Source organism: Streptomyces sp. MUSC 14, from assembly GCF_001866675.1.
Lineage (GTDB): Bacteria > Actinomycetota > Actinomycetes > Streptomycetales > Streptomycetaceae > Streptomyces.
In genome coordinates, this window is record NZ_MLYN01000085.1 from 16063 (window position 1) to 30217 (window position 14155).

Consider the following 14155-nt stretch of genomic DNA (forward strand, 5'->3'; position numbering starts at 1 on the left):
GAGGGGAGCGAGGACATGAACGAGACCGTGGTCTGCGTGGTGGGCAACGTGGCGACCCAGCCGGTGTACCGGGAGCCGGCGTCGGGTCCGTCGGTCCGGTTCCGGCTGGCGGTGACCTCCCGCTACTGGGACCGGGAGAAGAGCGTCTGGACGGACGGGCACACCAACTTCTTCACGGTGTGGGCCAATCGCCAGCTCGCGGTCAACGTGGTCGCGTCGGTGGAGGTGGGCCAGCCCGTCGTCGTCCAGGGCCGGCTGAAGGTGCGCACGGAGGTGCGCGACGGGCAGCAGCAGTGGGCCTCGGCCGACATCGACGCCATGACGATCGGGCACGACCTCGCGCGCGGTACGGCGGCCTTCGTGCGCGCGGCCAAGCCCGAGGCACAGCCGGCGGTCACGAGGCCGGAGCCGAACTGGGAGACACCGCGTCCGGCCGACACCGACGCTGCGGCCGCTACCGGGCAGGACGTGTCTCAACAGGCCCAGGAACCAGCCATGGTGACATGACATCAGTGGCCGGGACGGGTCGCGCGGGCCAGTGCCGTCCGGTCGCCCAACACCCCGTACGAACCGGTGGATTTGTCGATATGCCCAGCTCGTGGACGGTCCCGGCGATAACGATTACGGATCGGATCGACCATCGGAACATCCGACCGGCAGGAGAGGGTCCACGTGATCCATAGGATGCCGGGCATGCCCCCCGGGGCGCCGATTCTGCTGGTGGGACCCTCCCCCACGTCCAACGGGTCCTGCTCGAAGGGGAATTCTGTGCTTGCTGCGTTCTCTGGGTTCCGCCCGTCCGCCCTCGCGGAGCGCCTGGCCGCCGCCGCGACGGTGTCCGGCATCGTGGCGGCCGGTGTGCTGTCCGGTGCCGGTACGGCCGTGGCCGAGGGGACACCTCAGGCACAGGGCGGCGCGACGGCCACGATCAACGGCCTCAAGACGTACGGCGAGGCCGTGGTGCACGACGCCGGCGGCGACCAGAAGGTGCAGGCGGGCCTGTTCGAGATGTCCGTCGACGGCGGCGGCACCCTGCAGACGTACTGCGTCGACCTGCGCGCCCCGACCCAGCGCGACGCCCCGTACCAGGAGACGTCCTGGAGCAGCACCTCGCTGGGCACCAACAAGGACGCGGGCAAGGTCCGCTGGATCCTCCAGCACTCCTATCCCCAGGTCAACGACCTGGTCACGCTCGCTCGCAAGGCGGGAGCGGGCAACCTCACCGAGCAGGACGCGGCTGCCGGCACCCAGGTGGCCATCTGGCGGTACTCCGACGGCGCGAAGGTCGACGCCGCCGACCCGCAGGCCGAGAAGCTCGCCGACTACCTGGAGAGGAGCGCCCGCGGCCTCGCCGAGCCGCAGGCCTCGCTCACCCTGGACCCGCCCGCCGTCTCCGGCCGGCCCGGTGCTCCCGGTGCTCCGCTGGGCCCGGTGACCGTGCACACCAACGCGGCCGGTGTCGCGGTCAGCCCGCCGGCCGACGCGGCCATCAGCGGGGTGCGGATCACCGACAAGACCGGCAAGGCGATCACCACCGCGAAGAACGGCACCCGGCTGTACTTCGACGTCCCCAAGTCCGCTGCGGACGGCACCGCCCAGCTGACCGTGCAGGCGTCGACGACCGTGCCGGTGGGCCGCGCCTTCGCCTCCGACAGCCGTAGCCAGACCCAGATCCTGGCCGGCTCCAGCGAGTCCACGGTCTCGGCGACCGCGAGTGCCACATGGGCGGCCGAGGGTGCCATACCGGCAGTGTCGGCGCACAAGAACTGCGCCAAGGGCGCCGTGGACATCATCGCGTCCAACAGCGGCGACAAGCCCTTCACCTTCGAGCTGATGGGCGCCGGGCACACCATCCCCGCGGGCACCACCCGCACGGTGTCGGTCCCGCTCCAGGAGGACCAGGCCTACGACTTCACGATCACCGGCCCGAACGGCTTCAGCCACCGCTTCACCGGCGTCCTCGACTGCAAGACCCAGGGCGCGATCACGACCCAGCAGGCCAAGGCCCACAACGACCCCCGCCCGGCCACGGTGGGCGGCACCACGGCCCCTGACACCAACCTGGCCGCGACGGGCGGTTCGGCGATCACTCCGCTGATCGCCGGGGCGGCCATCGGCCTGGTCGTCATCGGGGGCGCGGTCCTGGTCGTCCTGCGCAAGCGGGAACAGACCGACGGCTCATGACCACCGGCGCCCCGCGCCTCCGACGTGGAACGGCCGCATCATCTCGTTGTCCTCGTGCTCGGCGAGGTGGCAGTGCCAGACGAAGCGACCAGGAAGGTCGAACCGGGCCTTCACCCGGGTGACCTCTCCCGGATACGCGATCACGGTGTCCTTGGGGCCGCGCTCCCAGCTCTCCGGCGGCACCGATGATCCGTCGAAGGGCTGCCGGTCCACCACCTCGAACGCCACCTGGTGGATGTGGATCGGGTGGGCGTCCTCGGTGAAGTTGTGCAGCTCCCAGATCTCGGTCGCGTTCAGCCTCGGGTTCTCCGTGACCGGGTCGGCCCAGCCGAGCAGTGCCGGACGGCCGGCGGAGTCGAGCGTGCCGAGCAGGGTATGGACCGGCGAGTCCGGCGGCACCTGCGGGTTGGCGGAGGTCACTTCGCTGAGGGACAGCCGACGGGTGACGCCCGCCCGCCCGAGCGGCCTGCGCCCGGGCAGCCTGAGCCGGTCCGGCGGGACGCTCCGGTCCCTGCTCTCCGGCGGGCCGACCACGAACTTCATCACCTGCCCGGTCGTGGCCGGATCCGCCACGGGGAAGTCCGCTCCCGGCTCGCCTCGGCCGAAGGGCTGGTCCGCGCCCTCGTTGACGAGGTACAGCTCAGTGCCTTCCGGGATCCCGGTGAAGTCCACGACGACGTCGGCCCGCTCCGCGTTGGCCAACAGCAGCCGCTCCAGCCGTACCGGTGCGGGCAGGAACCCTCCGTCGCCGCCGATCTGCCAGAACGGCAGGGCCGAGCGCGCCGGCCGGGCGGCCGGACTGTCCGCGATCTTCAGGATCAGGAACCGGGCGTTGCAGCCGTTGAGGAGGCGCAGCCGGTAACGACGAGGTTCGACGGTGAGCCTCGGCCAGGTACGGCCGTTGACCACCATGGTGTCGGCGAAGAACTCGGGGTTCCAGACGGGGGACACGTCAGTGGCGGGGAGGTACGGCCCCGCGAACCCGTCGAAGAACTCCCGGCTCGCGGGGTAGAACAGCGAGCCGTCCGAGCGGAACGAACGGTCCTGGATGGCGAGGGGGATCTCGTGGTAGCGGGTACCCGGTGGATCACCGACCGCGGGAGCCGGTCCGGGCAGGACCCCCTCGGGCAGGTCGCCCTCGCCGTCGCGCAGCAGATAGAACCCGGTGAGTCCGGAGTAGACGTTGAGGCGGGTCATCCCCAGGGCGTGATCGTGGAACCAGAGAGTCGTCGCCCGTTGGTCGTTGGCGTACTGGAAGGTCGCGGTGCCCGGCTTCCATTCCACACCGTGCTCATGGGCGGACGCCGCGCGGAACTCGTCGTAGAACGAGCCCGCAGTGGCGAATCCGGACGGAATGTCCTTCGCGCGAGGCAAATACCACGCCTCGGTGTAGCCGTCGCTCGCCGCGCTGGAATGCCCGCCGTGCAGATGAGTGACGATCGGTACGGGGCCGGTGTAGACCCCCGGCGTCGAGGTGAACACCGGCCGGGAATCACGCCCGGTCCTGCCGCCCGGCGGGTTCGCCCAGTGCAGGGTGGGATCGACCGCCAGCAGGTGCGGACGGAAACGGCCCGCACCGTCGACGAGATCGTTCACCCACGTGACGCGGACAGGCCGGTCGGCCGTGGCTTCGATGGTGAACGACGGGTAGTGGAACGTCCTTTCGTCGTCGAGCGAGCCGTATCCCCATACGGTGGTGGGCGGCAGAGGGGGCGGCAGGACCTGCTGGGCGAACTGCCGGACGCCGATGACGTACGTGTCCATCGTGCCGATGCCGTGCCCTTCCGGGCGGCGGGCCTGCGGTATGGCCGGCGGGATCACCAGTTCCGTGACGTATTTCGGGATGGCGGTGGGATCCAGGGCGGGAGCCGGGGCTCTGCCGCCGCCCGCGACCCTCCGGACCCCCGCGCTCTCGTCCGGCAGCGCCACCGCCCCGTCGGGCGCCGCGAAGAGCGCGGCCGCCCCGCCCACGGACCCGGCCAGGAGCAGGTCTCTTCGTCCGATCATTTCTCCCGCCTTCTACGGTTCGAAGACGCCGACCCATTACTCACGCAATGCTATGCAGTGCATACATGGCGTAATGGTCTGATATTCCATGTGTCGCCCCGCCGTTCTCCGTTTCCCGGAACGATCTAGGATCATCTGTCATGCACATAGTGGAAATCCTCCTCGGACTGGGCCTCTTCGCCGGAATCGCGAGCGTCCAGAGCCGTCTCTCCGGCATGGACAAGCGACTGGTACGCATCGAGCGCCGACTCGCCCTGGTCGCCGGCCGGTTGGGGGTGGAGGAGTCGGACGAGGAGCGCGCGCAGCAAGAGCGGGTCCAGGCGCTGCTGCGCGAGGGCAAGCAGGTCGCGGCCATCAAGGCGTACCGCGAGATGACCGGCGCCGACCTGAAGGAAGCCAAGGACGCGGTGGACCGCATGGCCGGCCTCTAGCGTCGCGTGGATCGAGCGGGGCTCCTCAGCCCGCCGGGTACTGCGTACTTGGAAACCGTCTTCCGACCCTCTCGGGCCAGAGTGCCGACGTAGAACGGGAGGTGTCGACGCGGGGTTGGGGTGGTTGTTACACCCGGCGAGTGCCATCAGAACCGCCGTGCCACCGGCCCTGGAACCCCCCTTCCGTCTTCCCTGGCCTCTGCGCCATGGCAACCGGGCGGTCAGCCGTCAGCCGGCGCCCTCAGCCGCGAGCCAACCGGCGAGCGCGGAGAAGTCGGCGTCCACGAGCCCTTTGGCCGGGTCGACACGATGAAGCAGCGACGCCCCAGGGTGTTGCGCAGCGACCCACAAGCGATCCATGGCGCTGATCTCGTCGTCGACCCAGATGAACGGTTGACCGTCCGCCCACTCGACCAACGGGCGGGTCTTCCAGTGCAGGCCGCGGGGCCCCTCGTCGGCGCCGGTGTCCGGCCACTCCACCACAGGCAGCTTCGGCAGCCCCAGGCGTGGGGCGACGGCCTCGTTCGCGTCCTCCATCCATGTCGTGGCCCACACGAGACGGCAGCCCAGGGCGAGGAGGCGCGGTCCGATCCCGGGATCGAGCCGGTCGAGCAGCGGGTTCCGCTGAGCGACCGATGGCACCGACGTCGAGGAGTCGTACGACGCCCCGAACGGGATGAGCGGACCGTCGACGTCGAGGAAGCGGACGGGGCGCTCCGCCGTGCTTGCCACATCGTCACCACAGAAACCCCAGGTCAGAAGGCCCGGACCAAACGGGTTAACACCCAGGGCTGGCAGTCAGGCAAGATGGGGTGTATCTGCCCACTGCCAGATTTCAAGCTGCCGGACGGTTTCTCTTGGCTGAGTTCATTTACACCATGCGCAAGGCGCGCAAGGCGCACGGCGACAAGGTGATCCTCGATGATGTCACCCTGAACTTCCTGCCGGGGGCGAAGATCGGCGTCGTCGGTCCGAACGGTGCCGGTAAGTCGACCGTGCTGAAGATCATGGCCGGGCTGGAGCAGCCCTCCAACGGCGACGCCTTCCTGTCGCCGGGCTACAGCGTCGGCATCCTGCTCCAGGAGCCCCCGCTCGACGAGGGGAAGACGGTCCTGGAGAACGTCCAGGACGGTGTCGCCGAGATCAAGGGCAAGCTCGACCGGTTCAACGAGATCGCCGAGCAGATGGCGGTCGAGTACACCGACGCCCTCATGGACGAGATGGGCAAGCTCCAGGAGGAGCTCGACCACGCGGGCGCCTGGGACCTCGACGCCCAGCTCGAACAGGCCATGGACGCCCTCGGGTGCCCCCCGGGCGACTGGCCCGTCACCAACCTCTCCGGTGGTGAGAAGCGCCGCGTCGCGCTCTGCAAGCTGCTGCTGGAGCAGCCCGACCTGCTGCTCCTCGACGAGCCCACCAACCACCTCGACGCCGAGTCCGTGAACTGGCTGGAGCAGCACCTCGCCAAGTACGAGGGCACCGTCGTGGCCGTCACCCACGACCGGTACTTCCTCGACAACGTCGCCGGCTGGATCTGCGAGGTCGACCGCGGCCGCCTGCACGGCTACGAGGGCAACTACTCCAAGTACCTGGAGACCAAGGCCACCCGCCTCAAGGTCGAGGGCCAGAAGGACGCCAAGCGGCAGAAGCGGCTCAAGGAAGAGCTGGACTGGGTGCGGTCGAACGCCAAGGGGCGTCAGGCCAAGTCCAAGGCCCGCCTCGCGCGCTACGAGGAGATGGCCGCCGAGGCCGACAAGATGCGGAAGCTGGACTTCGAGGAGATCCAGATCCCGCCGGGCCCGCGACTGGGCAACATCGTCGTCGAGGTCGACAAGCTCAACAAGGCCTTCGGGGAGAAGGTCCTCGTCGACGGACTGTCCTTCACGCTGCCGCGCAACGGCATCGTCGGGGTCATCGGCCCGAACGGCGCCGGCAAGACCACGCTGTTCAAGATGATCCAGGGTCTGGAGACCCCGGACTCCGGCGACATCAAGGTCGGCGAGACCGTCAAGATCTCGTACGTCGACCAGAGCCGCGAGAACCTCGACCCCAAGAAGACGTTGTGGGAGGTCGTGTCCGACGGGCTCGACTACATCAACGTCGGCCAGGTCGAGATGCCGAGCCGCGCGTATGTGTCGGCCTTCGGCTTCAAGGGCCCGGACCAGCAGAAGCCGACCGGCGTCCTCTCCGGCGGTGAGCGCAACCGGCTCAACCTGGCGCTGACCCTGAAGCAGGGCGGCAACCTGCTGCTCCTCGACGAGCCCACCAACGACCTCGACGTGGAGACCCTGTCCTCCCTGGAGAACGCGCTGCTGGAGTTCCCCGGCTGCGCCGTGGTCGTCTCCCACGACCGCTGGTTCCTGGACCGGGTCGCCACGCACATCCTCGCGTACGAGGGTGAGTCGAAGTGGTTCTGGTTCGAGGGCAACTTCGAGTCGTACGAGAAGAACAAGGTCGAGCGGCTCGGCCCGGACGCCGCGCGTCCGCACCGCGCCACCTACAAGAAGCTGACCCGGGGCTGATCGATCTTGCGGCACATCTACCGCTGCCCGTTGCGCTGGTCGGACATGGACGCCTACGGCCATGTCAACAACGCCGTCTTCCTCCGCTATCTGGAGGAGGCCCGCATCGACTTCATGTCCCGCAGGGGCGCCGAGTCGAAGGACGGGTCGGTGGTGGCACGCCATGAGATCGACTACCGCCGCCAGCTCGTCCACCGGCCCACGCCCGTGGACATCGAGCTGTGGGTCACGCACATCCGGGCCGCGTCCTTCACCGTCGCCTACGAGGTGAAGGACGCGGACACGGTCTACGTCCAGGCCTCGACCGTGATCGTCCCGTTCGACTTCGAGAACCAGGCTCCGCGCCGGATCACCCCGCAGGAGCGCGAGTTCCTGAAGAAGTACACGGATGACACGGATGAGACGGGCGACGGCGGGGAGGCCGTCGCGGCATGACCGTGCTGCACCTCGCCGACGAGACGGAGGCGGCGGACCTCGCCGCCTTCCTCTCCCGGCTGCTCCACTACGACCGTGGAGCCGCGGTGCGCCTCCAGGCGGCCGGCACCGCGCTCGCCGTCTTCGGCCGACCCCCGTCCTTCGAGGTGCTGGCCGTGCGCGCGGTGCGGCTGGCGAAGCCGTACGAGGACGGGCTGGAGGTCACCCTCGACGTGACCGTCTCCGCCGGTGAGCTGCTGGAGTCCGTGGACGAGCGCGCGGCCACCGCCGCCGTACCGGCCGCGGTCACCGGTCCGCCATGGGCCGGGGTGCTGCCGCCGCGCGGCGGCTGGCGGCCCGAGCCGGGGTTGCCCGCCCCGGACGCGCTGCGGGTGACCGTCGCCGCCGCGGTCGGCGAATTCCGGTCCCGTACCGAGGAGTTGGGGCCCGAGGGGCGTACCCGCGCGGAGCTGGACCGGATCGGACGGGACATCTGGTCCCGGGAGATCGGCCCGGCCGGCCTCCCGGTGCGGGCCGTGCACGCCGCCCACTCCCTGGGCTTCCTGCGGCCGGGTACCGAGGCCGCCGACACCGGGCTGTTCTCGTCCGGGGCGTGGCTGCGGCTGCGCACGCCGTACGGCTCCGTCGCCGTCCGCAGGGCCGGGCTCGGCTCGCTCGGCGTCAGCGTCCGCTGAACCCCGGTGAGCCGAGCGACCAGCGGGATCAGTCCGGGGTGTTGACCATCGACTGGGCGGCGTACGTCAGGTAGTTCCACAGCGTCCGCTCGTGCTCCTCGGACAGTCCGAGCTCGTCGACGGCCACCCGCATGTGCCGCAGCCACGCGTCGTGCGCCGCGCGGTCCACCACGAACGGTGCGTGGCGCATGCGCAGCCGGGGGTGGCCGCGGTTCGCGCTGTACGTCGTGGGGCCGCCCCAGTACTGCATCAGGAACAGCGTCAGGCGCTCCTCGGCGGGGCCCAGGTCCTCCTCCGGGTACATTGCCCGGAGCTGCGGGTCCTCGGCGACCCCCTCGTAGAAACGGTGGACGAGCCGGCGGAAGGTCTCCTCCCCGCCGACCTGCTCGTAGAAGGTCTGCTCCTGAAGCGTGCCGCGCCGAATCTCATTCACCCGTACATCGTCTCAGACCCGGTGACCCAGGACTCAAGGCTTAGGACCTCCATGGGCGCCGCGCGCCTACTGTGGTCGCATGGGTGCGTACGACACCGGGACCGCCGCCCGGGCCGCCGCCGCGCGGGCCGCGCTGGTGCGGGAGATCGACGCCGGCGGGGCCTTCGCCGAGGACCCGGTGTGGCGGGCGGCGTTCGCCGCCGTGCCCCGGCATCTGTTCGTGCCGTACTACTACGTCGCCGGACGCGGCGGTCACCGGCGCCGCTGGGGCGAGAGCCCCGACCCGCGGGCCCGCGAGGAGTGGCTGCGCGGTGTCTACGCGGACGTTCCGCTCGCCACCCGGCTGCGCGACGGCGAACTGCTCTCCTCCAGCAGCCGGCCCTCCCTGATGGCCCGGATGCTGGCCGCGCTGCGCGTCGGGGACGGGAACCGGGTGCTGGAGGTGGGTGCCGGCACCGGCTACAACGCGGCCCTGCTGGCGCACCGGCTCGGCGACGACGACCTCGTCACCACGATCGACCTGGAACCGGAGATCGCCGAGTCGGCCCGCCGGCATCTGGCGGCGGCCGGGCACCGTCCGTTCGTCGCCACCGGCGACGGCGCGCGCGGCGTACCCGAACGCGCCCTCTTCGACCGGATCATCGCCACCTGCGCGCTGCCCACGATCCCGCGCGCCTGGCTCGCCCAGTGCCGCCCCGGAGCCCGCGTCCTGACCCCGCTGGCCACCGGACTGCTGGTCCTCACGGTCCGGGACCGCGCCCACGCCGAGGGCCGTTTCCTGTCGTCGGCCGCCTCCTTCGTACCGCTGCGCGGCGAGCGGCGGGCACAGCCGCGGGGGGCGTCGCTCGCCGGGCTGCCGGGCCGGGTCCGCGAGCAGGACACGTTCCGCTTCCTGCTCGCGCTGACCCGGTGCGTCCTGGAGCCGCGGGAGGCCTGCGCGCTGTGGGAGCGCGAGGGCATGCCCGGGCGCGAGCGCTACGGCGTCACGGTCGGCGCCGGGCGCGCCTGGGCGTGGCTGGACGACCCGCGGGGGCCGTACGGCTGGCCCCTGCCGTGACGCGTGCCCGGCCGCGCCCGGCTCCTCAGCCGCGGCGGACGGTGATCGTCGTCCAGGCGCCCACGTGCACCCGGTCGCCGTCCTGCAACGGGACCGGTACGAACGGCTGGATCGGCTCCTCGGAGAGGTTGACCGTGGTGCCGTTCGTCGAGTTCTGGTCGACGACGGCCCAGGTGCCGTCCGGCTGCTGCACCAGCACCGCGTGCTGATGCGAGACGCCCGGGTCCTCCGGCGGCACCGCGAGGTCGATGTCGGGGGTGTCGCCGGTGGAGTGCCGGCGGCGGCCGATGGTGACCTGGTTGCCGCTGAGCGTGCGCTGCTGCTCGGGCGAGTACGCGGGCAGGTTGAGCCCCGCGGCCTCGGGGCCCGAGCGCTGCATCATCGCCATGAAGTACTCGCGGTCCGGGCCGATGGTCGCCGTCCAGGTCGCCGGACCGGCGGGCGGCGGGAAGCCGGCGCCGGGCACGGGCGGCTGGGCGCCGGGCTGAGGGTAGCCGTAACCGCCGCCGGGGCCGCCCTGGGGGCCGCCGGGCACCGGACCCTGTCCCGGCCCGGCCGGACCGGCGGACGACGGCGGGGAGAGCACCCAGTCGTCCTCACCGCCGCCGAAGGAGGGGCCGCCGGGCGGGCCGCCGGCCGGGGGCCGGGTGGTCTCGCCCGGGAAGGCGGGCGGCGCGGGCGGGCCGGACTGCTGGAACGCCTGCGGGGCGCCGCCGGGACCGGCGGGCGGGGTCGGACCGGGCGGCGGGGGCACCGGACGCGAGGGGTCGGCGCCGAAGCCCGAGGGGCCGCCGGGAGGAGTGGGGGCACCGGGAACGGAGGGACCACCGCCGAACGACGGCGTACCCGCGGGACCGCCAGGACCACCGGGGCCGCCGGGACCGTGGGGGCCCTGACCCGGGCCCGCACCGAAGCCGGACGGGCCGGACGGGCCGGCGGGTCCGGGCACCTGACCGCCGCCGAAACCGGGAGCACCAGCCGGACCGGACGGCGTCCCCGGACCGCCGGGGCCACCGACGCCGCCGGGACGCTGACCCGGCACCTGACCGGGACCGGCGCCGAAGGCCGGAGGACCGGGCGGGTCACCCGGACCCTGACCCGGACCCTGGCTCTGGCCCGGAAGCTGCCCGCCGCCGAACGGCGTCGGTCCCGACGGCTCGCTGCCGAACGACGGGATCGGTTCGGCGGGCCGGTTCACCTGCGAGGGCCGCGAGCCCTGGTACTCGTACCCGGCACCGCCGCCGTACGTCGCGCTCGGCGGCTCGAAGCGGGGCTGGGGCGGGCGCGGGGCGGCCGGGGTGTACGAGGTGGCCGTGTTGGTGAGGAAGTTCCACCGGCACTCCTCGCAGAAGGGCGCGCCGCCCTCGCGGGGCGTACGGCACTGCGGGCACAGCTCGGGCTCCGGGGCCGCCCCGGCGGGCGGGCGGCCGCCGGCCGGGCCGCCCTGCGGCGGCGGGAAGCCGTAACCGCCGGCGGGCGGCGGCGGGGGCGGGGGCGGAGGTACGGCACCGGCCATGCGGTGACCGCAGACCTCGCACCAGTCGTCGGAACCCGACTGGTGTCCGTTCGGGCAGGTCGGCATGTCGGCGCTTCCCCTTCTCCTACGTTTCCAGGGCTACTTCTTTACACGAACAGTCTTTGTGGACCGGGTTTCCAGAGTCATCTCGTCGGCCTCGGCAACCCTCGTCTTCAACCGCACAGTACCTGTCGCGGCGTCGACCACGTCCACCACCTTCGCAAGCAGTTTCGCAGTGTCCGCGTTTCCGGAGACGCTGGCGAGCTGAACGGCACGTCCCAGTTTGGCCGTTGCACCATCGAAATCTCCCGCTTTGCGGAGATCGAGGCCCTTCTGGATGACGTGTGCCAGTTCGGCCTGCCCGGTGTAGTGGGCGACTTGGGGGTTGATCGAGGTGGAGGCCGTCATGTCGTCGGTCCACACCGCCCGCACGAGACCCTGAGCCCCCAGGTTCTGTACCGAACTGTCCCCTTGTGGCACGACCAGCGAGACCCGGGCGGCGAGCATCTCCTGGCCGAGACCGGCCGCAGGGACCTCGACACACAGGTGGTAGTCGCGGGACTCGTCGCCCCAGGAGCCGGTCGGATAGTCCCCGGCGCGCGGGCCCGCCTCGGCGCGGCGGGCGGTCAAGTCCTCGACGGCGGGCGCGACTTGCTTGACGAACCGGATGGTCGTGCCGACCGGCGTCCACACCCGCAGACAGACGTCGGCGACCTCCTTGCCCATCGCCGCCTCCATCATCCGTGTGAAGTCGGCGGCCAGATGCGCCGGATCGGCGACGATGTCGGCGCCGCCGAGGAGCGCTGAGGCGATCCCTGTGACTTCTTTCACTTCCCAGTCGGTGCCCACGCCCCGCGCGTCACAGGTGAACCGTCCGGCGCAGGCCTCCAGGGTCGCCCGCAGGTCCTGTGGGGACTCGTGCTCGTTGCGGCCGTCGGTGAGCAGGATGCCGTGCCGGATCGTGACGTCCGCCGAGTTCAGCAGCCGGTCGGCGAGCCGCAGCCAGCTGCCGATCGCCGTACCGCCGCCCGCGCTCAGCTTGCGCAGCGCCTGCTTGGCCTGCTCGCGGGTGGCGCGGTCGGCCACCGCGAGCCGTCCGTCGCCCGGATAGACCTCCTGCGCGACATGCGTGCCGCCGATCACCGCGAAGTGCGTGCCGTCGCGCAGCGTGTCGATCGCGGCGGCCGTGGCGTCGCGGGCGCCCCGCATCTTGGTCGGCGGATAGTCCATGGAGCCGGAGCAGTCGACCATGAGCGCCACGGCCGCGGACGGGCCGCGGCCCTGCGGGTACGCCGGGGCCGTGGCGCCGCCGGTCGTGCCGCCGCCGGTCGCGGTCACGGTGACGATGGCGTTGACCTCGCGCCCGCCCTCCGGCAGGTACTCGTTCTGGTAGACGTCCATGGAGAACTGCGGCACGTTCGACTTCGAGAAATTGGCCATACGTACTCAAATCCCCCTTGAACGCCCTGCTGACGCAGGGCGATGGCTGTGAACGGGCCGGTCCCCTCCGGCCGTTCCCCTCCGGCCCGTGGCCCGGGCCCGTGGCCCCGGGCCCGGGGCCTCAGGCCGATCCTGCCCCCTGGGCCGGTGCCGGGAACGGTACGACGGCCACTGTTACGTTGTCGTGGCCCCCGCCGTCCAGCGCGTGGCCGACCAGCACCCGGGCGCTGTGCAGCGGGCGCTCGGCCGCGTCCGCGGGTACGGCCTCGGCCATCTCCCCGGCCGTCTCGGCGTAGTTCCACAGGCCGTCGGTGCACACGATGACGACACCGGGCCGGTCCGGTTTGAAGGACGCGGTGTGCGGCTCCAGCTCGTAGGCGTCCGCGCCGAGCCACCCGGTGATCGCGTGGGCGCGCTCGTCGGCGTACGCCTCGGCCTCGCTCATCAGCCCGGCGGCGACCATCTGCGCGGCCCAGGAGTCGTCCTCGGTGAGCCGGGCCGGGGGCGCGCTGCGGTCGTCCGGCACCCAGTAGGCGCGGCTGTCGCCGACCCAGCCGACCACCAGCAGCCCCGGCGTGACCACCGCGCCGACGATCGTGCAGGCGGGCGCGTTCTGGTGCGGGGCGTGCTCGCGGGCCGTGGCCGGTTCCTCGGCGAGCGCGTCGACGGCCTGCGCGGCCGCGACGATCGCCTCGTGCATGGCCGCCTGCGGATGCGTGCCGCGCGGCAGGGCGGCCAGCAGCAGGTCCCCGGCCGTCTCGGCAGCGGCCAGTGAGGCGTCGTCGGGGCGGGTGGCCGAGGAGACGCCGTCGCAGACGATCGCGACGCCGGCCGGAGTGCCGTCGGGCAGCGCGGTGCGGCCGACGGAGAAGGCGTCCTCGTTGCGGTGGTGGCGCAGCCCGCGGTCGCTGACGGCGGCGATCGGGCCCGACTCGCGCTCCACGTGGTCGCGTTCGCGGGGCTGGGCGTGCCCGCAGTTCTCGCAGTAGCCGTCGCTGTCCACCCGGCCCGCCCGGCAGGCCACGCACACCTGCGCGGGCTCCTCCTCCGCGGCGGCCTCGGCGGCCACGCGCGGGTCGGGCGCCTGCAACGGGTACTCCTCGGGCTCGGCGGGCCGGTCGAAGCACACCCCGGAACCGGGCCGCGCCTCCTCGGCGCCGTGCTCGGGCAGGGGCGTGTCACCGGAGTCCGTGCCCGGCAGATCGCTCGGCAGATGCACCGCGTCCGGGGCGCCGGAGCCCTCGGGCTCGGCGGCGGGCCAGTCGACGCCGTCCCCCGCGTCTCTGTCGTGCCCGGCGGCGCCGGTCATGGTCAGCGTCGGCTGGTCCTGCGGCGGCGCCGGTACGACGGAGAGGTCGTACCCGCACGCTCCGCAGAAGTGGTCACCCGGCTCCACGGGCTCCGCGCAGCTCGGGCACTTCGACAGTGCGGCCTGCTGGGGCATCTGCGACATCAA

The 14155-nt window shown here is 72.0% G+C and carries 13 protein-coding genes; 7 read left to right on the forward strand and 6 right to left on the reverse strand.

Going from position 1 to position 14155, the window contains the following annotated elements:
- Nucleotides 1-15: 15 nt before the first annotated feature.
- Entirely contained in the window at nt 16-507 is a 492-nt protein-coding gene (locus tag BIV25_RS41680) for a single-stranded DNA-binding protein (RefSeq protein WP_071377788.1), read from the forward strand.
- 261 nt (nt 508-768) lie between these two features.
- Entirely contained in the window at nt 769-2184 is a 1416-nt protein-coding gene (locus BIV25_RS41685; protein ID WP_371273135.1) for a Cys-Gln thioester bond-forming surface protein, read from the forward strand.
- On the opposite strand, the gene BIV25_RS41690 is transcribed toward BIV25_RS41685, so the two are convergent.
- Nucleotides 2179-4191: a multicopper oxidase family protein gene (locus tag BIV25_RS41690; protein ID WP_071377789.1), complete on the reverse strand. Its 2013-nt coding sequence runs from the start codon at nt 4189-4191 to the stop codon at nt 2179-2181. The genes BIV25_RS41685 and BIV25_RS41690 overlap by 6 nt on opposite strands.
- A 140-nt stretch (nt 4192-4331) precedes the next feature.
- Between BIV25_RS41690 and BIV25_RS41695 the strand changes: the two genes are divergently transcribed.
- A complete protein-coding gene (locus BIV25_RS41695) occupies nt 4332-4622 on the forward strand; it encodes a ribosomal protein L7/L12 (RefSeq protein WP_071377790.1) in 291 nt (96 codons plus the stop codon).
- A gap of 228 nt (nt 4623-4850) precedes the next feature.
- On the opposite strand, the gene BIV25_RS41700 is transcribed toward BIV25_RS41695, so the two are convergent.
- The gene (locus BIV25_RS41700) at nt 4851-5354 is read right to left on the reverse strand and encodes an HAD domain-containing protein (RefSeq protein WP_071377791.1); all 504 of its coding nucleotides are present in this window, start codon (nt 5352-5354) and stop codon (nt 4851-4853) included.
- A gap of 125 nt (nt 5355-5479) precedes the next feature.
- On the opposite strand from BIV25_RS41700, the gene ettA reads away from it, so the two are divergent.
- The 3 genes from ettA to BIV25_RS41715 are packed head-to-tail and all read left to right on the forward strand — an operon-like array spanning nt 5480 to nt 8253.
- Entirely contained in the window at nt 5480-7144 is a 1665-nt protein-coding gene (gene ettA / locus BIV25_RS41705; protein ID WP_071377792.1) for an energy-dependent translational throttle protein EttA, read from the forward strand.
- Nucleotides 7145-7150: 6 nt separating this feature from the next.
- Nucleotides 7151-7579: a thioesterase family protein gene (locus BIV25_RS41710; RefSeq protein WP_071377793.1), complete on the forward strand. Its 429-nt coding sequence runs from the start codon at nt 7151-7153 to the stop codon at nt 7577-7579.
- Nucleotides 7576-8253 (forward strand): hypothetical protein, encoded by a 678-nt coding sequence (locus tag BIV25_RS41715; protein ID WP_071377794.1) that lies wholly within the window; start codon nt 7576-7578, stop codon nt 8251-8253. The genes BIV25_RS41710 and BIV25_RS41715 overlap by 4 nt, the downstream gene beginning before the upstream one ends.
- Before the next feature lie 28 nt (nt 8254-8281).
- On the opposite strand, the gene BIV25_RS41720 is transcribed toward BIV25_RS41715, so the two are convergent.
- Entirely contained in the window at nt 8282-8686 is a 405-nt protein-coding gene (locus tag BIV25_RS41720; RefSeq protein ID WP_071377795.1) for a globin, read from the reverse strand.
- Between the two features lie 79 nt (nt 8687-8765).
- On the opposite strand from BIV25_RS41720, the gene BIV25_RS41725 reads away from it, so the two are divergent.
- A complete protein-coding gene (locus BIV25_RS41725) occupies nt 8766-9743 on the forward strand; it encodes a methyltransferase domain-containing protein (protein WP_071377796.1) in 978 nt (325 codons plus the stop codon).
- Nucleotides 9744-9768: 25 nt separating this feature from the next.
- Here BIV25_RS41725 and BIV25_RS41730 read toward each other — a convergent pair whose 3' ends face one another.
- From BIV25_RS41730 to BIV25_RS41740, 3 genes are all read right to left on the reverse strand, one after another.
- Nucleotides 9769-11325, reverse strand: a complete 1557-nt coding sequence (locus BIV25_RS41730; protein WP_071377797.1) for an FHA domain-containing protein — start codon at nt 11323-11325, stop codon at nt 9769-9771.
- 33 nt (nt 11326-11358) lie between these two features.
- The gene (locus tag BIV25_RS41735; protein WP_071377798.1) at nt 11359-12699 is read right to left on the reverse strand and encodes a VWA domain-containing protein; all 1341 of its coding nucleotides are present in this window, start codon (nt 12697-12699) and stop codon (nt 11359-11361) included.
- A gap of 121 nt (nt 12700-12820) precedes the next feature.
- Nucleotides 12821-14152, reverse strand: coding sequence for a PP2C family serine/threonine-protein phosphatase (locus BIV25_RS41740; RefSeq protein WP_071377799.1), 1332 nt, complete (start codon nt 14150-14152; stop codon nt 12821-12823).
- Nucleotides 14153-14155: the final 3 nt, after the last annotated feature.

Coding starts and splice junctions, on each gene's coding strand:
- BIV25_RS41735 (WP_071377798.1), bottom strand. CDS start 12,699: ATGGCCAATTTCTCGAAGTCGAACGTGCCGCAGTTCTCCATGGACGTC.
- BIV25_RS41730 (WP_071377797.1), bottom strand. CDS start 11,325: ATGCCGACCTGCCCGAACGGACACCAGTCGGGTTCCGACGACTGGTGC.
- BIV25_RS41715 (WP_071377794.1), top strand. CDS start 7,576: ATGACCGTGCTGCACCTCGCCGACGAGACGGAGGCGGCGGACCTCGCC.
- BIV25_RS41680 (WP_071377788.1), top strand. CDS start 16: ATGAACGAGACCGTGGTCTGCGTGGTGGGCAACGTGGCGACCCAGCCG.
- BIV25_RS41740 (WP_071377799.1), bottom strand. CDS start 14,152: ATGTCGCAGATGCCCCAGCAGGCCGCACTGTCGAAGTGCCCGAGCTGC.
- BIV25_RS41725 (WP_071377796.1), top strand. CDS start 8,766: ATGGGTGCGTACGACACCGGGACCGCCGCCCGGGCCGCCGCCGCGCGG.
- BIV25_RS41695 (WP_071377790.1), top strand. CDS start 4,332: ATGCACATAGTGGAAATCCTCCTCGGACTGGGCCTCTTCGCCGGAATC.
- BIV25_RS41690 (WP_071377789.1), bottom strand. CDS start 4,191: ATGATCGGACGAAGAGACCTGCTCCTGGCCGGGTCCGTGGGCGGGGCG.